At 39.0% G+C, this 22,206-nt stretch carries 17 protein-coding genes; 3 read left to right on the forward strand and 14 right to left on the reverse strand.

Annotated features, from left to right (window positions below; translation table 11 throughout):
* Nucleotides 1–18: 18 nt before the first annotated feature.
* The 9 genes from ACX6CI_RS12840 to galU all read right to left on the reverse strand — a co-directional run bounded on the left by ACX6CI_RS12840 (nt 19) and on the right by galU (nt 12,779).
* On the reverse strand, nt 19–1,218 hold the full coding sequence (locus tag ACX6CI_RS12840) for a glycosyltransferase family 4 protein (RefSeq protein ID WP_458774047.1): 1,200 nt from the start codon (nt 1,216–1,218) through the stop codon (nt 19–21).
* Nucleotides 1,215–2,693 (reverse strand): alkaline phosphatase family protein, encoded by a 1,479-nt coding sequence (locus ACX6CI_RS12845; RefSeq protein ID WP_458774048.1) that lies wholly within the window; start codon nt 2,691–2,693, stop codon nt 1,215–1,217. Before ACX6CI_RS12845 ends, ACX6CI_RS12840 begins: the two co-directional genes overlap by 4 nt.
* Nucleotides 2,690–3,370 carry a dTMP kinase gene (locus ACX6CI_RS12850; protein WP_458774049.1) on the reverse strand — a complete coding sequence of 227 codons (681 nt, stop codon included), beginning with the start codon at nt 3,368–3,370 and terminating at the stop codon, nt 2,690–2,692. The genes ACX6CI_RS12845 and ACX6CI_RS12850 overlap by 4 nt, the downstream gene beginning before the upstream one ends.
* 461 nt (nt 3,371–3,831) lie before the next feature.
* Nucleotides 3,832–4,857 (reverse strand): glycosyltransferase, encoded by a 1,026-nt coding sequence (locus tag ACX6CI_RS12855; protein ID WP_458774050.1) that lies wholly within the window; start codon nt 4,855–4,857, stop codon nt 3,832–3,834.
* Between the two features lie 4 nt (nt 4,858–4,861).
* Nucleotides 4,862–6,193, reverse strand: coding sequence for an O-antigen ligase family protein (locus ACX6CI_RS12860; RefSeq protein WP_458774051.1), 1,332 nt, complete (start codon nt 6,191–6,193; stop codon nt 4,862–4,864).
* 21 nt (nt 6,194–6,214) lie between these two features.
* Nucleotides 6,215–7,519: a polysaccharide pyruvyl transferase family protein gene (locus ACX6CI_RS12865; RefSeq protein ID WP_458774052.1), complete on the reverse strand. Its 1,305-nt coding sequence runs from the start codon at nt 7,517–7,519 to the stop codon at nt 6,215–6,217.
* 123 nt (nt 7,520–7,642) lie between these two features.
* A complete protein-coding gene (locus ACX6CI_RS12870; protein ID WP_458774053.1) occupies nt 7,643–8,905 on the reverse strand; it encodes an oligosaccharide flippase family protein in 1,263 nt (420 codons plus the stop codon).
* Between the two features lie 35 nt (nt 8,906–8,940).
* Nucleotides 8,941–11,844 carry an LVIVD repeat-containing protein gene (locus ACX6CI_RS12875; RefSeq protein ID WP_458774054.1) on the reverse strand — a complete coding sequence of 968 codons (2,904 nt, stop codon included), beginning with the start codon at nt 11,842–11,844 and terminating at the stop codon, nt 8,941–8,943.
* A 59-nt stretch (nt 11,845–11,903) separates the two neighbouring features.
* Nucleotides 11,904–12,779 (reverse strand): UTP--glucose-1-phosphate uridylyltransferase GalU, encoded by an 876-nt coding sequence (gene galU, locus ACX6CI_RS12880; RefSeq protein WP_458774055.1) that lies wholly within the window; start codon nt 12,777–12,779, stop codon nt 11,904–11,906.
* A gap of 318 nt (nt 12,780–13,097) precedes the next feature.
* Here galU and ACX6CI_RS12885 point away from each other — a divergent pair, with 318 nt between their 5' ends.
* Nucleotides 13,098–14,537, forward strand: a complete 1,440-nt coding sequence (locus tag ACX6CI_RS12885) for a sugar transferase (protein WP_458774056.1) — start codon at nt 13,098–13,100, stop codon at nt 14,535–14,537.
* Nucleotides 14,538–14,888: 351 nt separating this feature from the next.
* Here ACX6CI_RS12885 and ACX6CI_RS12890 read toward each other — a convergent pair whose 3' ends face one another.
* The 3 genes from ACX6CI_RS12890 to ACX6CI_RS12900 all read right to left on the reverse strand — a co-directional run bounded on the left by ACX6CI_RS12890 (nt 14,889) and on the right by ACX6CI_RS12900 (nt 18,626).
* Entirely contained in the window at nt 14,889–16,175 is a 1,287-nt protein-coding gene (locus tag ACX6CI_RS12890) for a glucose-1-phosphate adenylyltransferase family protein (RefSeq protein WP_458774057.1), read from the reverse strand.
* On the reverse strand, nt 16,172–17,422 hold the full coding sequence (locus ACX6CI_RS12895; protein WP_458774058.1) for a glucose-1-phosphate adenylyltransferase family protein: 1,251 nt from the start codon (nt 17,420–17,422) through the stop codon (nt 16,172–16,174). The genes ACX6CI_RS12890 and ACX6CI_RS12895 overlap by 4 nt, the downstream gene beginning before the upstream one ends.
* 184 nt (nt 17,423–17,606) lie before the next feature.
* Entirely contained in the window at nt 17,607–18,626 is a 1,020-nt protein-coding gene (locus ACX6CI_RS12900) for a DHH family phosphoesterase (protein ID WP_458774059.1), read from the reverse strand.
* A 673-nt stretch (nt 18,627–19,299) separates the two neighbouring features.
* Here ACX6CI_RS12900 and crcB point away from each other — a divergent pair.
* Nucleotides 19,300–19,692: a fluoride efflux transporter CrcB gene (gene crcB / locus ACX6CI_RS12905; RefSeq protein WP_458774060.1), complete on the forward strand. Its 393-nt coding sequence runs from the start codon at nt 19,300–19,302 to the stop codon at nt 19,690–19,692.
* A complete protein-coding gene (locus ACX6CI_RS12910; RefSeq protein ID WP_458774061.1) occupies nt 19,689–20,777 on the forward strand; it encodes an LptF/LptG family permease in 1,089 nt (362 codons plus the stop codon). The genes crcB and ACX6CI_RS12910 overlap by 4 nt, the downstream gene beginning before the upstream one ends.
* A gap of 122 nt (nt 20,778–20,899) precedes the next feature.
* Here ACX6CI_RS12910 and ACX6CI_RS12915 read toward each other — a convergent pair whose 3' ends face one another.
* Nucleotides 20,900–21,601, reverse strand: a complete 702-nt coding sequence (locus ACX6CI_RS12915; RefSeq protein WP_458774062.1) for an FKBP-type peptidyl-prolyl cis-trans isomerase — start codon at nt 21,599–21,601, stop codon at nt 20,900–20,902.
* 143 nt (nt 21,602–21,744) lie between these two features.
* Entirely contained in the window at nt 21,745–22,197 is a 453-nt protein-coding gene (locus tag ACX6CI_RS12920; protein WP_458774063.1) for a hypothetical protein, read from the reverse strand.
* Nucleotides 22,198–22,206: the final 9 nt, after the last annotated feature.

Here is a 22,206-nt window from a genome sequence, read left to right on the forward strand (position 1 = left end):
TTACCACTATATTTTTTATCACTGCAACAATTCTTGATAAATAGCTATTAACGATTCGCAATGTTGTGTAAGCGAATACTCTTGTTCGAGTTTCCTTCTTGCAGCTGAACCCATTTGACTACGAAGTGATCTATCATGAGACAAACGGTCCATCTTTTCAGTAAGCTCCTGCCCATTACCCATTTCAAATAAAAATCCAGACTTCCCATCTTCAATCTGTTCAGGGATACCACCGATTCGACTACCTATAACAGGTTTTCCACAAGCCATTGCCTCAAGAACTACCATTGAACAGTTTTCATACCACTCTGAAGGAACAATGACAAAAGCTGAATTTGATATAAGATCCTTAAGCACCTGACCGCTCTGGTATCCATGAAAATCAACACTATGATATTTTTGTCGCAATTCTTCTTCCAAAGGTCCCGTCCCAACAACCTTCAAAGGCATGGGATCTTTCATTTTCTGGTGCGCATTAAGAAGGGTCATGACACCTTTTTCTTTTGACAAACGACCGAGGTAAAGACCATATCCATGGTCGACGTAGCAGGATTGATATACACTTTCATCAATACCATTGTGCAGAACTTTCATTCTCGCTTTACCAATACGCTGTTCAGTCAAATCAGCCATAAATTGACTAGGAGCCAAAAAGAGATCGATTCCCGCATAACTTTTACGCCAACTATGGTATAGGGCTTCTGCTGTAAGAAGGAATCCACGCATACGGGAATTTTGGCAATTGGTAGTAAAGGCTTTCCAAAACTTGTTTCCGGCACATGCATTACATAACCAACCATCCTTTAAAGCAATATAACTTGGGCATACAAGTTTATAGTCATGCAAGGTCAACACAACTTTCACACCATGTTTTTTTAGCACAGGAATAATTGAAGGGGTGAGCTGGTGATAAATATTATGAAGATGCGCTATCTGCGGCCTTTCTTTAATTATTAATGCCTCAATATTTTTCACTGCTGTGGGAGAATGAATAAATGAAACAGCTTGGCGGAGTTTTTGGGCAGCACCCTCCATGTCATTGTAACTGGTGTTGGGTACGAAAAAATTAAAATAATAAGATGGAAGGTTTTGTTCATCTAGCATGGAGAAATCAATTACACTATGCCCCTGCTTTAAAAGATAATCGCGTTCTTGAAAGAAAACAGTTTCAGATCCACCATTGAGATAGAAAAATTTATTAGCGAGCAGGATTTTCATAGCTTCTTTCTTAAAAAACTTTTGCTTTTGGATGTACCCTCATTAGAAACACCAAATATATCCAATACAGTAGAAAAGAAATTAGCCATTTTAATTTCTTTTTCAGCTTCAAAGTGTTCTTTTGTTATATTAGAAAAAAACACACCATACTCTTTATGACCACCACTTATCTTTTTATGCGTTGGATTTACGGTGATTTCTTTTGTGTGTAAATTCCAATTCACACCATATTTAGATTTCAAGCAAAAAAGAATATCAGGCAATCGGTCAAGATATTCACCACCAAACATTTCTTCCCTTTCAACAATCCATTCAAAAAGAGGCTCACCGTTTGCTTCTGCTGAAGAGAGCAGCTCCATTACTTCACTTCTTGTTTTGTGAAAATCATCCACTAATTTTTTATTGATGCAAACACCACCAAAAGGGTTTGTCCCTGCAAAGTCAGAAGCATAAGCCTCATTATTTGTGTTTTTGGTTATGTGTTTCCCTTTTTTTATCTTGTTGGCATTTGGAATAAATTTTGCGATCTTACTGATATAATCCTCAAGATTATGTGCATTCATAAAATTAAGAACACCATTTTTCATCTTCTCAATGATGAGTTGCTTACTAAATATTTTCCCTTCAGCAACACTATGCACATAGCCGTGCTTTCGAAGAAACTCATTCACATTGAAACAATGAGTGCATCGCATGCCATGGCCATGGTCGCTAATCACAATCAGCTTGTCATCTGGCTCTAATTCTTTAAGAAATTCACCAATTATTTTGTCAATAAATATATAAAAATCCCTAATCGAATCTTGATGAGGGTTAGGTCCGGGAAATGTAGGGTCATCAGGATCACAATATCGCCAGAGGAAATGTTGGATCCTGTCCATGGTTAGAAAAGTTTGAAAATAGAAATCAGGTTTGTTCTTCCTCAACAATTCTAACCCGAAGTCCGCTTGCTCAGTAGTGTCAGCAAAAGTCTTTTCTACAAAGTCGCCCATTGTGTCTCTGGTAGGGAAGTCAACAATACCACCTAAACTTTGAGGAATTTTAATGCCCACAGTCCAAGAAGGGTCTGAGACCTCGATGTTACCATCAATAAACACTGGCCCATTAACCATCGTGCCATTAACTTGCCAAACAGGGTATGCCATGAAAGGATTAACAACACAGACACTCTTGCCGGCATCACTGATTTTATCCCAAAAAGTCTTTCCTTTAAATGATGACGTGTCAACATTAAGGCGGTCATTCCCTTTGGCTAAATAATTTACTGATTCTAAAATGCCGTGTTCAGACGGATCTTTACCAGTATAACAAGTGACCCATGAGGGAATGGAATCGGGTGGAAAAACAGATCTAAAAGGAGCAATCGCCCCTGATTTAAATAATTTTTTAATATTGGGTAAATCAGTAAGCATGCCGGAAACGTAATCAAAATCCATTCCATCAACACCTAACACAACAACTCTCGAGTGGTTCATGACTTTACCTCCAACTTTTTAAAAACCCAGGTACGGATTATTGAAGCTACATTATCAATAGACTGCAATCCATCTAAATGAAAAGTGTTATTTCCGGATATAGCTTTATAATATTTTTCTCGATTCTCGAGATAGTTTAGAGAGGTCCCGTCGCTTTTCCTTAAGTACCCTTCTTCTGCCGGTAGATCAATTATTATATTGAAGTCAGGATAGTGAAATTTTTTAAGAAAAAAATTATTACTAACTATTTCATTCTGATCTACCGATATATTTAAATTTATGGACTGATCAATGATAAAATCATGTATATACCTGTCCATAATGAGAATTTCTGGCATATTCTTTCTAAACAATTTCAAGTATGCATAGTAATAATCGAGGCAGGAGTAAAACAACCAAAGTCCTTTGATAATAGAATTGCCGAGAATTTTCCTTTTTAAATTAAGCCATGCACCCTGTTCCGCATTCTCATTTTCTACAAGCCCTGAGGTAACACTATTTTTGGGTCTTTTGGTGTATAATGATCTAAACACCTCTATTTGTTTTCTTAGTGAGGGCTCCCACCTAAACCACATATATTCGACATTCAAACCTTTGCTAGCCAATGCTTCAGCAAGAAGTTTGGCTTGAGTCGTTTTCCCACATCCATCTATTCCTGAGAGGTAAATAATTAACATATCAACTAGAGTAAGTAATAACTGTGATGATCATTTAACATCCCAATGACCAGTTTAATCTATCCACTACGTACCACTTAGACCTGGTAACTATTAACCCGGTGGGCATTGAAGCGTAACTTTGCAAATTATAGCCAGGATCTATTTACGCAATATTGGTCAGATAGAAAACAATGCCGTTGGTCTAATCGCCCAACGGCTTAATATCTGCAACGATGTTAAATGAGTCCCTGCAAAAATATTTTTGTGGACATCAAACAACTTTTAAAAAAAGATTTCTTGCTTCTTCTCAATTACGGCAGGCCAAGTATGATGTCCCGATGGAACCAGAAGTATGTCACCAAATACCTCTCTATTTCCTTCCCATAAAGATTACGGACCCAAACTGACCGTAAATAAAGTATAAGAAAAAGTTTTAGATGTTTTAACTCGATTGGCCAAACTTACACATTTAAACATTTTCAATCTTCTATGTACCCCAAAAGCTGTTTTGCGATGTGCGGCCATGAATGTGAAATGACTTTTTCTCTGTTATTACATTTGCCAGATGGTATCTTTTCCAATATTTTTATTATTTTCAAAGGCGAATCCGTATAATGGAACCAATCATCCTCCTCAAATGTATCAGGGAGACTACCGAATTGTGTGGTAATAATTGGTAAATTACATGACATAGCTTCAATAACAGAAAGAGGAGTCCCAATAGCTCCATCACTGCGCATGACAGGGAACACATAATAATCTGCCAAATTATAGAGTTCAGCAATATTAGAAATGTACTCTTTAATTACTTTCACTCCCACACTATCTAACTTCTCCAAAACATGTTCATCATCTTTATTGTAAGTACTACCAACAACAATTATCTCAAGATCCGGCTGTTCATTTTTTATAGAAACAAACCAATCCAAATTCCTTGAATCTTGAATATGGCCAACATGGAGCAAGACTATTTTCTCCATCGATATATTAAATAGACTTCTAATTGTTTGTTTTCTTTTATCTGAAAATTCATAAAACTTTGTAATGTCAACGCCAAGAGGAAGTATTTTATTTCTTATCCCAAATGAACTCAAGTAGAGTGAATTTTTACTTAATGGAGTAAAAGTGCATTTAGGTGTAAATATTTTACAAAGATTACGCGCAAAAAAACCATATTTTCTAGGTTGTAAAGCAAGAACAAATATTTCCTTTGATGTAAATATTCGAAGAATCATTGTACGAAGCAAGGTAAATGTCGTCAACGACGCTTCTGGAATATACAATATATTAGTATGAGGTGCCTTATTGAGGTAACGTAATAAATAAAAATTCAAGAACAATTTATTAGTATTATAGTGACGATTGATCAGATCAATATCGTGTTTTCCACACAAAGATATAACTTCACAACATCTTAGGCGATTGATAGCTTCAACTAAATTGTAAGCGGTTACTTTCGCACCTTCATCGATAGGATCTTTTAGAAGATCAGTGACTATTAACATCTCATTATTGTTCTGATTTAAGATTGGGATTAATGTTGTCACAATAAAGAATTATTGAAACAAAGAGGAACATAAACAAATCTAGACGAGCAAACGTCACATTCATCATTGAGCGGCAAAATGAGAGGAATAAAACCGCAAACACAAAATTGTGCAGAAAACATTTTGGTTTTCTAACAAGAGAACTTCCAACTTTATAAAACGAAAGAATCGAGTAGAACATGGTTCCTATCAAACCAATCCATATTAACACACCAATTAACCCAACAAAACTAATCAATTCTAATAGCGTGTTATGCACGTTCGATGTTTTAAGAACTGAACCGGTTAATGCATAGTCCTTATATAATGACCCGGTAGCATATCCTCGTCCAAGTAACAAATCAGAAAACCTAACATTTAGAATATCCCCCCAAAGATCGGTCCTTCCACTCATTGACGTTAAGCTTGCTAAGCTATCACCACGCTGCAAGTGAAGAAGAATATCGTGAAATATCGTAGGTTGAAAAATCAGGGTCAAAATAGTAGCTAAACAACAATATATAAAAAACTTATTTTTTTGACATAAATATTGATAAAGACAGATCGACAACAACAAAAAGATTAATGCACTTCTGGTGTAACTAAAAATAGTTGTAAGTGCACCTACCGATACAATGCATAATGACAATGAGTTCCCATAGCGCTGTAATTTTAAAACATCATATAGGTATAGACCAAATAGACAGACTAATGCACCAAGAAAACCAACGGCATTTCCAACCATAAGTGGATATCTTGAAGTTAGCATGAAATTAAAGAATGGTGTTGCATGCGCTAGCTGCCGTTGGCTTTCCACACCAAATATTGCAAATTGTATCCAGATCCATACAGCAATCACTGTATAGGTACCAAAAACAAAATAAAGGAAATTTCTGGCTCCCGTTACAGGATTTACCCCGATATATAAGGTAGCCGCAAGAAATATAACAGCCAACAATTCATAACATTTAAAAGCAGTCATTTGCCAATAATACGAATATATTATTGAAACTAAAGTCATACAGAAAAAACAAAAAAGTAGCCCTAGCTTTCCTCTGAATATTTCTCCTAGCTTCCCAGAAAAACAAAGACTCAAGAACGATATATATGATGAGGCTAAAACAGTAATTACTCTGACTTTACGATCATTCAACCCACTTCCAGCAGAGCTTACATCAACACTATTAAAATTGACTGCACCAGAAGTGGAAATAAACCCAATTAGCAATATAATAGAAGCTAAGTAAATGTAACTAGAATTACTGAATCTTAGGCACTTGGCTAACTTACTTTCCCTATCTCCTAAATCACACATACGTCAAACCGAATGCAAAAATCATCTGTTTTTTTTGCCCTTGCAAAATCTATTAAAATAGTATCCATTTTTCATGGCCAGTTCTTTTGCTTTTTGAGTATTTTCACTAAGCCTTCCTACAATCTCTTCTCGATTATCCCACAAATCAATAATCTTTTGAGTCAAAGTAGTACTATCTAAATGAGTTATGTCGTATAAACAATCGCGCATTTCTAAAGTATTCCCTACAATACCATATGTCCTGATGTCACCTGGGTGTGAAATCCATAAGGTAGGGACATGCATAGTAGCACTTGCAATCCCACCATGCGTTCTTTCACTAATTGTAAAATCAAACTCACCCATCACTCCCTTAAGAGTTTTGGCATCATAATCCCCTTCTAACAATGTAATACAATTTTGATTTACCATTTTTTTTGCGACATCTCGGTGTACGTTTCGATCATCGGCCTCTGATTCGGGGCCAATTGAGTGAGGCACGAAAACAATACAACAATTTAATCTATGACATAATTCATCCAAAGTCGTAGCTAATACCTTAATGTGTTTTCTGTACCTCTCTTCATCATTATGACATTTGTCGCCAAATGCCGCTTTAAACACATTTGAACCTTTAACCAACATCACACCAAAAATGGGTTTTTCATTTGCATTCGTAAATATTTTCTTTCCTAGTGTTGAGCCTTTATCAAGAAGGATAGGATCTAATAGAAAGGCTTTATCCGCCGTACAAAATAATGGTACATCTTTCACGCCAATACTCTTTAAAAAATCATAAGTCAACCTTTCCCTAGTTGTTATGAGTGATACTTTATTCAACAATAAAGAACCTAATTTTCGGAACACTCCAGGACTTAAAACTTTAGGCATAATTGTCGTACCATAAACCGCAATAGGTTTTTGCAAAATAATGCCATAAAAAATCAGAAACAGATGGTATTTTGAAAAACTATTATCATGTCCTATCAAAATAACATCGCACTCGATATATTTTCGCCATAATGGACTCTTAAAAAACTTAAAAGATAAATTTCCTACAACTTTATGGGTACACAAAAAAAGCATATGTAAAAAAGCAGACCATATAATCATAAATATTTTTTTTGACTTAGTTATACCATACTCTACTGGAATCAGTCCTGGTGAATCAATCACCTCAACATTATCTTGATATGCAGCTTGATCTGCCTCTCTGTCAGACGAACACAGGTAAAACTGGACTGTATCTTGGCTGTATGCTTGTATTGTTTGACATATCCCATACATCAAAGTTGCTTCACCTTTATTGCTGCTAGGGACCTGCTCTGCAATTAATACTTTTAACATTGTATAAACCTAGTTTAAAAAATTATTTTAACTATCTATTCCAACACCACTTTTTGATTATCACCTTGGAGCTACTAGAGTAGACTTAGATTACCAGCAAGCTAATAATTTCTCTATTCATCACTATTGATTACATGGCGGTTGACTTAAATTATTTGTAAATAAAGAAATATAAATTACCACACATGCACCAACTACCAGTATGACAGAAGTAGAGAAAACTAGAGCCCAAGCGGCTCCAACACCTCCAAACTTTGGAATTAGAAAGACAAAAAGCACAACACAGATTAACAACCGTATAACCTCTAAAATGAATCGTAAGCCAACCCTGTTAAATGCATACATCAGCTGCATAATTGGAATATAAAGTGCTGTAGCACACCAACTGACCACAAGTATCTTAAGAGTATATGCCGCATTTATATAGTCACCCCCGTATAAAAAAGTAAGAATATCTGATGAGAAATATATAAATACAATAAAAACTAAAACAATCAATGAAACTAAACTGTATGACTTACGAATAAATATAAAAAGCAATTTTTTTGACTTTGTTGCGTCTATTGCCTTAGGTAGTAAAATAGTCGGTAAGGATGACACTAAAATACTTAATAACATCGAAGTACGTAGCGCTGCAGAATACACTCCTACTGCTTCAAAGGAGGTAAAGAATTTCAAAAAAAACAAATCTAAGGACCTAAATAAAAAAAATAAAAGTGTCACTCCAATGTTTTTAACAACCATTCTTGACATTTCATGCAGTGAATCATTTTGCCCTATCACTTCTTTTGTTTTTTTCCACAACACTAGCAAACTTACGGTAGCGACGACACACGATATTCCAAAGTAAGTTGCTATAACGATTGAGTAATTCACATTACTAAAAGTGAAATACACAACTAACAGTGCAATCACAATGATAAGATTAAACACTGGAACGATAAGTCCCAGATTAAAATATTTTTCCTGCTCTTGGAAGTAACCCTGCCATAAATTAAACATAGCTAAGAGAGCCCCTGCAACAAATCCAAAATACAACAATAGTACCGACGGATAATTGATAACCATCCCTAGTAAAAATGAAAACGGGACTGCTATAACAATTACAAAAGCGACAAAAAATAAATTAATGACACTAGAGGTCTTTAAATATGACACCCTACATTTACCTTGGTTTAGCCTTGTGAACCTTACATAAGCAATATTACAGCCACCTTGCGCTTGCAAAACTAGCAAAAAGACTGTCAAAAATATTGAAAAAATCCCAAAATTTTCAGGGGACAATATTCTTGCCACCAATATGGATGCAACCATACCCAACAGTCGATTTACACCTTGACTCCCTACTGTGAAGATATAATTAGTTATTGATTTAGTCTTCAGCATGATGATGATCAAAAATACTAATTCAGTAAATTAGATTAGTAGCAATGAGCGCTATATGGGTAATTATCAATAAAGTTAGGATAACTATCACCGTCCATATCTAGAGTTAATCCAAAATCTGCTAATTGCACTCCCCCTCTATAATCCCCAATAACTAATGTAGAATTATCGATAAAAAAATCCCAAGTATGTCCGATAGAAGGTAAGGTTGAATCAATAAACGGAGAAAATGGATTTTTTATATCAACCATTAAAATTCCACTGTAACCATCTGCAATAAAAAGTTTTTGATTAAGACTAAACATATGATAAGGAGGTTGATCTGCCGGTTTTGGATCAGCCAAATCTGGTAGGTCTAAATGAGCAATTATGGTAGGAGAAGCTAAATCCTGTAATTCTAAAACTAGTAATCCACTTTGTTCGCCACCAGCATATAAATAGTCCCCTTGCTTTTCTACCGCCCAAAGTGGATAACCGACCTGAGTTTGGCTTAGAATAACTGGTAGCTCTGGGTTTATCACATCAACTATAACTAGTCCACTATAATAACCGGCTATATAGGCAATACCATTTTCGACGACAACATGCTCAAATTCAGTTGGAGCAACAAGTTCGCTTAACAAAACAGGTGCCATTGGATCACTGATATCAAAAAGCAACAAACTTCTCCTATCACTTAGATATAATATGTTATCATCGACGGTGATAAATGTAGCCATGTCATTTGTATCGAAGCTATCAATTAAAATTGGATTATCAGGACTCTCTACATTGAACACAAATAAACCTTCTGCTCTACACGCAACATATAAAATATCTTCCACTAGGTGGAGTGACCGCGCCCGTCCACCATTTGTCAATGGATACGATCCTATTTTTACCATTGACCCATCAGTTTGTACTTCTAGGACAAGTAGACCATGTGTTCCATCGGCAACAAAAATTGTTTTTCCTGCTTTAACTACGCCTCGAGCTTGGCCTGGCGTATCAAAGTTACTTATACTTTGAATATTTCCACCAAAGTCAGAAATCGTATTATCACATTTTATTTCCGAAAATTCTCCCCTGCTAACAATATTGACCCCATCCAGCAGACCTCCAGAAAACACAAAACTATCATTAGCAGTTATCCCCCATATTTCTTTTGGCAAGCTAACTGACCCTACAACAACAGGTGAAAATTTATCCGATATATCAAGAACCTGAACACCTTTCCCATCTACCCCCATAAATGCGTAATTGCCGGAGGCAAAAATTGACCTTTGGGATGCACCCTCCCCCTCTAGGGGCGCAACAACACCGATAATTTGCATATTGTTCGGGTCTGTGATGTCGACTGTATGGAGCCCACGTCCGTCACCAACAACGAATGCAGTATCTTCTTCAACTACCAGGTCACGTGGTTTAAAATCTAAAAATAATTCACTGGCAAGAACAGGTAGCGTAGGATCTACTATATCTATAGCTAACAATGCATACCAATAGTCATTAACGAAAGCATATCCATCCCTCACAAAGACACCAGTAGCAGCAACAAGTGCATCAAATTGTCCTATCAAACTGGGAAGCTCTGGTGTTGTGATTATGTCGAAAATTAGTAAACCACCACATCTATCAGCAACCATAAGGTAATTGTTGTAAACAAAGACGTCAGTTGCCCGATCAATAGTTGGTACTGTTGCAACTATTTGTGGCGCTAAAATATCAGAAAGATCAACAACAACTACCCCACCCTCTCTAGCTGCAAGATATGCATAATCATTTTTTACATCAACAGCATAAACACTGCCAGGAACTGGAAGCTTCGCAACCTCTAGAGGTGACTCAGGGATTGTTATATCAACAACCAACATTCCGCCATATCCATCTGCAACAAGTAAATGACCACCGACTATTTCGAGATCTCTCGCCTGACCAGCTGTTTCAAGAGTTGACACAACATATAGACTTTCTAAATATTGCTCGGCTTCAATAACATTTACCCCCTCTAGCATGCCACCTGTATAAAGGAATTTGGCATCACCAGTTATACCACATATTGATTTGGGCAAAAAAACATTATCAATAACTTTTGGCGATGTCGTATCAGATATATCAACTACTTGTACCCCTTTTTTATCTACACCCATAAAAGCATAACCAGCTCTCACATAGACTGAGTATTGTGGAAATCCATCTTCTTCTGCAGTTAATGCAACACCACTAATTTCCATATTTGCTGGGTCAGTTACATCGATCGTGTGTAACCCTACACCATCGCCAACAACAAAGGCAGTATCTCCGTCCACCTTCAGATCCCTTGGCTTAAATTCGAGCTGTAGTTCGTCCACAAGTACTGGAGTACTAGGCTCTTGAAGATCTATGGCCAAAAATGCATACCAGTAATCATTAACAAAGACATAGTCATTTTCAACATACACCCCAGTTGCGGCTACTAAATCATCAAATTGGCTTAATAACACTGGTGACGCTGGTATTGATATATCATAAACTAAAACCCCTCCTAACCTGTCGGCGACTACAGCATAAGTATCATAAATTACTATATCAGTTGCCTTGTCCATCGTTGGTAATGTAACTATCACCTGAGGGTCTTTAATATTAATCAAGTCAACAACGACTATCCCCCCCTCACGTGCAGCAAGAAATGCATAGTCATTGTATATATCAAGAGAATAAACACTCCCGTGAACATCAACTCTTGCCAATTCAGTAGGTGAAGATGGAGTTGAAACATCAACTACTAGCAACCCGTTATATCCATCGGCCACAAGTAAGTAATCACCATAAACCTTAATTTCTCTCGTTTGTCCAACTGTGTCCAAGTCACTTTCTATTTCGAGAGCTAAACTTAATTCATGACAAAAAAGAAAACAAAAGGCAAAAACGTAGATGGATACGAATCTTTTGACATTTGTCAGTCTGATAACTGAGTGCATTTTGTGCTCCAATATGTATACTTGTCATAAAATAAGCGGCCATTTCAATTGCATTTATTTTAACTGTTACTCTCAGACAGACACTTTATGTATTTTTTTAGGCTTTCTTTAATTTCCGGATGCTCCAAAGCAAAAGCAAGATTTGCCATCTGAAACCCTGCCTTATCGCCACAGTCAAACCGGGTGCCTTTAAACTTGTAGCCAAAGATTGGTTGTTCAGCCATGAGGCTGACCATGGAGTCAGTAAGCTGGATCTCATTACCTGCCCCGCGCTTCTGCTTGCCAAGAAAATCAAAAATTCTCGGAGTGAATATATATCTGCCAATGGCTGCAAGATTAGAGGGGGCGTCTTTTGGATCTGGTTTTTCCACCATTGATTTAATACGTACAGTGCCATTAAAGGCTGGCTCGGAGTCTAAAATTCCGTACCTTCCAGTTGCTTCTTTCGGAACTTCAACCGCTGCAACTATGGAGGCTCGTACACGGTCAAATTCTTTGATCATCTGGTGAAGAACAGGTACATCACTTTGAATAAGATCATCTGCCAGGAGAACGGCAAAAGGTTCGTCACCTACGATGTCTCTTGCGCACCAGATAGCATGGCCCAGGCCCAGTGGCTCACTTTGGCGTGTGTAAATAATGGTGCCAGAGGTTGGCACAAGGGATTCGACAGTTTTAAGAAGATCGTCCTTTCCACGTTTACGCAAAGTATCTTCAAGCTCGTATTGGCAGTCAAAATGGTTTTCAAGCGCTGTTTTACCACTACCTGTGACAAATATGATCTGCTCTATTCCTGAGGCAAGCGCTTCTTCTACTGCGTATTGAATAATGGGCTTATCTACAACCGGTAACATCTCTTTGGGCATAGCCTTGGTTGCTGGCAAAAATCGCGTCCCCAGGCCTGCTACAGGAAATACTGCTTTTTTGATCTTCATAATATGAACTCTAACATTGAAAATAAAATATTTGCTAAAAGGGAGCTAGGATATTTGGAAAGAGCAGAATTGTAAATAGGTATAAATACCCAGTTTTAAAAATGGACGAATTTTTAATACTTTTCATACATATTTCAAAGTTCTTTCATCTTATATCATTAAGGATTTCAGTCTCATACAAAACATATCCGTACAAATAGGTATTTTTACCTAATTACAATTACACAATATTAAGGTAGGTTGTTTCGTTTAGTTATCCCAACACAGCATATCAGCATACCACAGTGTGGTACTTTAGTTCAGGAGAGAGAAGAGAAGATGTTAAGAAAACAAAGTGGATTGCTCTTGGCAATGCACCAGTGTATCGATTTATGTATTGTCGCGTTATCGTTTTATCTTGCTTATATCACAAAAACTAACCTCCCCAGTCATTTGAGTGGTTTATCGATTGAACACGACTATAATTTCATTTTAGTCCTGGCTCTGGTCTCCTTCCATATCAGTTTACGCTTAATCGGTGGCTACTACCAATATAGACGCCAGACACTTCGCCAGGTTATTTCTAAGGTTATTAAGGCAACTATTACAGGCACTGCGGGTATAGTTTTTCTCAACTATATGATGCATCTCGATTCTATTAGCCGTCTTTTCATTACCATATTTTGCTGTTATTCCTTGATTGGGCTTTCAATCTTTAAGATTTTTCTTTATCGAACACTGGCCAAAGCCCGTTCTCGCAATTACAACACACGATCAATATTAATGGTTGGCTCAAGACAACGAGCTTTGGCCTTTATCAAAGAAGTGAGGAAGAGAAAAGATTCTGGATATCGAATTATTGGTTGCGTTGAAACGAATGACCAAAGAGACTTGATTGGAGATAGAATCCATGGGCCAGTTAAGATAATCGGCGTAATGGATGATTTTAAAACTATTCTTGAAGAAGAAGCCGTTGATGAGGTTGTTTTTGGTGTGCCGCTTAAGAAAATAGAAGATGTACACAAGTTTATTTACTACGCTGAGGAGATGGGTAAAAACGTTAGAGTGCTACCCGACTTTCAGATTCATAAAATTAAATATTACCCACAAACTGCAAAGATCAATATTGAAGAGTTTCTTGATATTCCAACCCTTGCACTCACCTCTGTACCAAAAAACTCGAACGCACTGCTTTTTAAGAGTTGTATTGATTATGCTGGTGCTTTTATAGGTATTACCCTGCTTGCACCTGTGTTTCTTTGTATCGCCCTGTTGATTAAGATGTCTTCAAAAGGGCCGATCTTCTTCTCCCAGGAACGATCTGGTTTAAATGGCAGACGGTTTAAGGTCCATAAGTTTCGTACCATGGTTGTTAATGCGGAAGCATTACGTGAGCAGCTCGCAGAAGAAAATGAAATGGATGGACCAGTTTTTAAAATGAAACATGACCCCCGTATCACCTGGATTGGACGAATATTACGTAAAACCAGCCTGGATGAGTTACCACAATTGTTCAATGTACTTAAGGGTGAGATGAGTCTTGTTGGGCCTCGCCCACCAATCCCTGCCGAGGTTGAAGACTATAAACTCTGGCAGCGCAGGCGTCTTTCAATGAAGCCTGGGTTAACCTGCATCTGGCAGGTGAGTGGGAGAAACGACATCTCTTTTGAGCAGTGGATGAGCATGGATATGGAGTATATTGACAATTGGTCGTTGGGGTTGGATTTGAAACTTTTGATATTGACGGTGAGGGAAGTGACGGTGGGTGGAGGTCACTGAGTTCTTATCTCTCATGAGCATTTTGTCAAAATTTGGAAAAGCTGACTAACTATAAACTGTTAATGTACAACGAACCTCACGTGTGGCTAGACAAAATGCTCACCAAAGATCAGCCTATACGACGGTAGTTTCTTCAGTATTTAGCCAATGGGTATAGCAAGCTATAATCCATTATCAAAAACGTTGAACCTATCGCCGTCTAAGCTGATGAGAAATAAGCGCTGCCTTGGTTTCTCAGCCCGATAATTACAAAAGCAAACTGAGATAAGTACCACCTGAATTGACCTGAAACCAAAGCTGCTTTACACTTCTCTTAATCTTGAATTAGCTATCAAGTTTTTTGTTCAGAAACTATTTAACCTCACCATCCGGAAAAAGGGTTTCGCCATCGTTGAGCGAATCCTGGCGAAAGGCGGTTTCAGTTACACTACCATCAACGACACAATTCCTACCCACTTTATAACCAGCCGGGATCGTAGAGCCCTTACCAATGAGGGTGATCCCTGTATAGAGGTGGCTTGGTTTAAGGCGGTTTACAGTCTTGTGGTTATCTCCATAGCCGATTACTGCATTTTCACCAATAATAACCCGTTTATCTAAGATGGCGAGATCTACGGTGGCGCCTTTTTTAATGATGCAATCATCAAATATTATGGAATTATTTACTGTAGCACCCTCTTCGACAATGACTCCGGAGGCAAGAACTGAATTTGAAACAGCTCCATCAATCCTGCTCCCTGCAGAAACAAGACAGTTGTCCAGAGAACATGTGTCACTAAAACGTGCGGGAGCTCTGTCTGAAATACGGGTGCCACCTTCAACGTTTGTCCGTATCTGCCAGTTCTGAGGTGAGATGCCGCTCCCTTTTTTAAGGACATCCATATTGGCCTCCCAATATGCCTGGATCGTCCCAACGTCGCGCCAATAGCCATAGAATGGATAGGCAAAGACATTGTCTTCAGCAATTGCCCTGGGGAGAATATGCATGCCAAAATCAACTTCAGCTTTATCACGTTTCAAACTATCGAGCAGGTATGCATAGTCAAAAACGTAGATTCCCATGGAGGCAAGGTTAGTCCTTGGAACTTCAGGCTTTTCCTCCCAATCTATGATGCGATCATTTTTATCAACAATGCCTGCACCAAACTGGTGAATCTCACTTTTAGGGACCACCATCATACCTACGGTGACATCGGCACTTTTGGATCTGTGGTACTCTATCATGGCATCAAAATCCATATGATAGATATGATCGCCTGAAAGAATCACAACCTCCTCTGAAGGATTCGATTCGAGAAAATCGATGTTACGTCGTACAGCATCGGCAGTTCCCTTATACCAATCCGATTCACTCTCTCCAGTCCTTGGTGGTAAAATAGTAATGCCCCGACTTCTTCCTGAAAAATCCCAGGCATCACCATTACCCAGGTGATCCATAAGAGAAAGGGGTTTATACTGGGTAAGGATACCCACATTATACAGCCCGGAATTCATCACATTACTAAGGCTAAAATCGATGATACGGTAGATTCCTGCAAAGGGTACAGCGGGTTTTGCCCGTTTTTGCACAAGAATATTCAGGCGGCTGCCAACACCTCCGGCAAGAATAAGAACCAGGGCTTCTTTTGCACGTTTCATTCTAACTCCTCACCTGATTGGATATGTGTAGGCCAACTACCTTTTCTGTGCGGGTGGATGGTAACTCCGTCGCCAATTTCTGTACCTGCCGGTATGCTATTGCCCATACCAACAACAGTGATAGGCGTATGCTCGTCACAAGCTAAAGCACCTATCTTAACATTCTCACCGAAGCTATTGTTAACGTCAGAGACAACCTTATTAATTCGACAATTCTTTCCAACAATGTTGTTATAAAAGAGTATTGAATTCTCGACAACAGCTCCTTTTTTAACATGGACACCTGGAAACAGAATGGAATTTTTAACAGTCCCACCAACCTTACAGCCGTTATAGATTAGAGAATTCTTAACCACAGCATTCTCACCCATGAGAGCCGGCTCATTATCGCGAATATTACGGTGATCAAGGTTGGTTCGAAACTTCCACTCTTCCAGATCAATGGCGGGATCAGTACCCAGCATATCCATGCTTGAGCGCCAGTATTCCTCTATGGTTCTGGTATATCCCCAATAACCACAAAACTTGTAACCATACACATTTAAATTCTGCTGTAGAAGGGATGGGATGATGTCCACACCAAAATGATACGAATCCGTTTTATGATTCTCCTCAAGAGCCTGGTAAAGAACTTCGGGCTTAAAACAAAGAATCGTCATTGAGGCCCAATTAGACTCTGGATTTGCAGGTTTTTCCCAGTATCTGGATAACCTGCCTCCCCGGCTGTCTGCCCCCTCTTCAAATTCTCCTAAACCAAACCTGTGGGCATCTGTCTGAGGGACACGGGTAAATGCAATTGTCAGATCAGCATCAACTTTGGTGTGGTAATCGATCATATCCTGGTAGTCCATATTATAGACATGATCACCGGAAAGAATGAGGATTTCTTCCGGCTCATGAAAACGCACGAAATCCAGATTTTGATAAATCGCATCGGCTGGACCACGGTACCAGTCACCTCCCCCAGCCCCTTGTGAAGGAGGAAGAATGGATAGCTTTCGGTAGCGCCCGGTCATATCCCAGGCAGCGCCAGTACCTATATGGTTGATAAGTGAATAACTCCGATATTGACTGAGCAGAGCAATCTGTTCGATACCGGAATTAAGAAGATTACTGAGAGGAAAATCTATAACACGACCCAGACCACCAAAGGGTACTGCAGACTTAGGGCGATTTGAGGTCAGGACATTTAGATCATTGACCCTACTTCCGGCTAAGATCATAGCCAGTGTAGTTGGTTTCAACATGAAACTACCTCCTAACGGGGGAGAACTCGCGAACAAATAGGTAAGAATTTCAGTAATTCACCTCTATTCCTGCCCGAATTATTTTCCAATTGATATGGTAAAATAATTAGGTCTAATTCGCAACCCTACCACTCCATAAGGAGGAAAAAAAATTATTAACACGTACTGCAGGAAGCAGTTGGGCCTAGATGTGTCGCATAATCAATCGTTTTAAGGTATCCGAGGTGAACTCTTTATCCCCTAAATTCAGATTTTTAAGTGGCACTTCTGCACGCGCCGCACCTTTATGGCCACCAGCGGAACCAAGAGCACCAAAAATCTTATCAGCAAGCTTGCCGGCACTCTTGCGATACCCATCACTGCGAAAAATAACGACGAGTTTTTCCCCATGTATACCAGAGACAAAAACCCAGTCAATTTCGCCTACATGATTAAGAAAATCAGCAACGATTACAAGGACATCAGGGCTACGAACCCGGCCTACATGACTGTAATATCTGCCTTTAGAGTACTTAAGCTCGGCAAGGGCAATATTAAAATATTTGAGCTCTGAACGGCGTAAATCGGTCAACTCAAATTTACGAACCAGTGATCTGTTCGCGATATTAAAGAGATAGCGAAAGGACTTACCATCAGCTAAAACTGATTTCTGTTCAAAGTCCTGGGTATCCACCTTTATTCCATAGAACAGAGCGGTGGCAAGAGCCACTGATGGTTTCATCCCTGCTGCGCGAAGGTACTCAACAGCCATTGAAGACGTGGCACCATACTCTGGGCGGATATCTATAAATTCTGCGTCCCAATCGCCACTGACCGGGTGATGGTCTATGATGGCATGAAACTTAATTTTTTCAAAACAAGGAAGGTGGTCTGGTTGGGAATCAACCATAACCTTTTTATTGTAGTCATCCACCTTCACATCTTTGAGACGCAGCAGTGGAATGCGTAATCTTTGAACCATCTCCTGGTTGTTAAGGCGTCTGATTTCATTTGGGTGGGTTATGGTGACACTTTTTACTCGGTAACGCAGTAAACGTTTTACAGCAAGTGCTGTGGCCAGGGCATCAGGATCAGCATTTATAATGACAAGTACTTCATCATCTTTTTCAAAAACTTGCCAAAATGCCTGTAAACGATCCTGAGCTGTATTTTTATAACTCTGTTTACAATTAGTCGTACTACTTTTTTTTCGTTTCTGCGCCATATACGGTAACAGTGACCTCTAGTACAACAAAACAGATTATGACCTGATAATAAAGCCATCAAATAAAAAAAACCTGTCCATTGCTGCAATCAAAGCCTACATCATCTATTAAAATAGTATAGATTCAGCAGACAGCGTTACAACCTAAAAGCCAGCCACCTCCAGTAAAAAGAAGCTCTGCATACAAACCAAAAGACGGGAAGCAGAGCAGTTAAATAGTGCCAAACGCCTACAATAACATGAACTTCCAAGAAGACAAGTCGTCTAAGCGAAGTTTGGACTATACCATACCGTCAAAAATAATTGCAAGAGATTGTAAATATCCGTCCCTTGAAACGAAGTGTAAGCCCTTGGAAGCACCTCCACAACATTAATAAAAAACAATACCTGAATGAATAGGCACTAGCCCCAGTAGTCTAAAAGCACGCCGGTATAAGTACCTTCATTAAATTCACTAAAAGCAAAATTTGAATTTATAAGGTACTAACCATTGCAAAAGGTATTCTTGACGCCTGCAAGCGTAACATGTTACCTACTTTAGACATTCTACTACTTGCACAAGTATAACATATTTTATGTTCCATTTTTTTGGATGTAGAATCCATCTACCAGTATCGACACACTGTCATATTAAATATTTTATTGTATACACTACGGGTAAAAAAGAGATAAAATGGGAGTATTATTAGGAATTGCCATTGGTGGCGGACTCGGTGCATTAACAAGATATGGTGTAAGTATTGGGGTAGAAAAACTTTTACCTGTCAATTTCCCCATGGGAACCCTTTCAGCCAATCTTCTAGGCTGTCTACTCATAGGAATTTTTTGGTGTTATTTTGATCGGGTACATATATCCCATGAATTCAGGTTATTTCTCTTTACCGGTTTTTTAGGTGGATTTACCACTTTTTCCACCTTCGCGAGAGAAAGTGTACAGTTTTTAAAAGCGGGTGAACCGCTCCAGGCACTCTCTTATATACTCGTGAGTAATATCCTCGGTTTATCAATGGTCATTCTTGGTTTCTATCTCTGTAATCGTATTTTCGTTCTTAAAGGTACTGTGTGAATCTGCTTAATCGATATCTTCTCAAACAATTTTTTATATATTTTTTCACTGTAAACGCCGGTTTTGTCTCTATATATTTATTGGTCGATTTCTTTGAAAAATATGACGACTTTAGAAATGGTGGCAAGTCCCTGGCCATGGCTCTTGAGTATTTCATCCTCACGATACCGGCTATTGTTGATCAGCTGGGTCCGGTCTTTATTCTCCTTTCCGGTGTAATAAGCCTGGGCATACTCAACCATACAAATGAACTGACAGCACTAAAAGCAGGCGGCATTCCATTGCGACTCATTATCAGGCCTCTTCTTGCCGGATCAGTTTTTTTCACCATACTCTTTGTTCTTGCTGCTGAACTCGTTCTCCCTGTTACTATTGCACGTACCAACAACCTCTGGTTTGAACAGCTCAAAGGTAAGGTGATGCTGGGTATTAAAAGAGATGATCGTTACTACTATAAAGGTAAAGACGGCTTCTACTCCTTTAACTGGCCAGACACCTCACGTACCAGTTTCGAATACTTCTCTTTTTCAGAGTGGGATGAAAACTACAATATTAAAACCCTCACCACCGCCAAATGGGCAAATTGGGATGATAACCAGAACAACTGGGTCCTTTACACGGGGCAAATCCAGGATCATGGCGACGGTGATGAATACAAGATAACTAATTTTAAAGAGATAAGGGTAAGACTGCCAGAACATCCGCAGGACTTTCTTGTACCTGCGAATAAAACAGCTGAACTGTCCCTGTCAGGGCTGTACCAGGAAATTGAACGCTCTGACGTAGACCATGAAGTTCGCTCTGCCTGGACAGTGTTTCTTGGTAGAATATCCTATATTCTACTTGGCATTCCGCTCTTGCTGTTAGGCTTACCTATTCTACTCTACTCATATCGTAAATGGGGACGGGATCTTTCTGTCGCAATACCGGTGAGTTGTGGTCTTGCCTTTGTTGCCTGGGGTATATGGGGAGCATTACAATCACTATCAATTGCGGGCTACATCTCTCCCATCATCGCAGCCTGCAGTATTCATGTTGTGTTCTCCATAACAGGTGTATTTCTACTGATTAAAAATGATCGCTGACATCTCATGGGGGCTATGCCCATCCTCTTCACTACCAAGGGATGGTACTAGCTTAAAAAAACAAAAAAAAGGCCCGGCTGGAATTTAATCCAGCCGGGCCTTTTTCTTTTATATAGAATCTCTTACTCTTTTTCTGCCTTCACAATCTCAAGTAACTCCACGTCAAAAACGAGAACAGAGTTTGGCTGAATTTTTGGTGCTGCACCCTGCTCACCGTATGCAAGCTCAGCAGGGATAGCAAGACGAAGCTTTGTACCAGGACTCATCATCTGGAGTGCCTCCGACCAACCTTTAATAACCTGACCTACCATAAATTCTGCAGGCTCTCCGTGTTGGGCAGTACTGTCGAACTCGGTCCCATCAATCAGAGTTCCTTTATATTCAACTTTTACAGTATCTTCAGCCTTTGCCTTATCACCAGTACCTTCTTTGATGACCTCATACTGCAGGCCACTTTCGGTTACCTTAACAGTTTCTTTTTTCTTGTTTTCTTCCAGGAACGCAACACCGGCAGCGAGGTTTTTGGCCTTCATTTCTTCAAGTTGTGCCATCTGCTTTGCCTGCATTTTTTCGGCATATTCTTTCTTTACAGCAAGCATTTCCTCTGGGGTCATAAGAGGCGTTTCACCATCGTATGCAGCCTGAATACCGGTAACAAGAAGATCTTTTTTGATTTCATCACCCGCACCTTTAAAGTAGGTTCCAACCTCAAATCCCATGCTGTAGCTGAGTTTATCTTCAAAAGTAGTAAGCTCTGTAGATTGAGACATAGCAGGAACAGTTAGACACAACCCGAGAACTGAAGATACAAGATATTTTTTCATGAAAAACTCCATATTAAGATTAAGTAATTGCTCAGCATTGCGAACTATTGCAGGCAATCAATATTATTAACAACTCAATTGTCACTCTTATTTAACCAGAGACCGGCAAGTAAAAAATAACACGGACTCATTAATCAAACTATTCACGTAAGTATTACCAGGGTAATACCTTTGTTCTCCCTGTTTATGTGTTGATGGGAGCTGAGATCTGGGTATCTGCGTAACAGATTTTTCATTGGAGCAGCGCGTTTACTAAAGTCTTCTCCAAAAATAAAGTCGTTGATTTGACCTTTAGTTTTCATAAAATCGAGGGATTTCCGACACTCGGTACGAATAACTCCACCTTTTCCACTGGAACCATAACCGTGAATCAGGGTAATAACATTTACCCCATTTCGCTTTGCATCAGCAACAGCTTCAACCATACGCGTAAGGGCCGCCTCAAGAACTGGTCGGCCCATTTCGAGATTTATGGTTTTGTGACTATACCCCGCAGACCTTGAATTAACATCCGCCTCATTCTTATTACCGCAGTAGGGACAGACACTTACACTGTTCTCGATCTCGTTTCCGCAAACTTCACAAACTAAAATCATCTTAATACC

This window comes from Desulforhopalus glucosivorans, assembly GCF_054397165.1.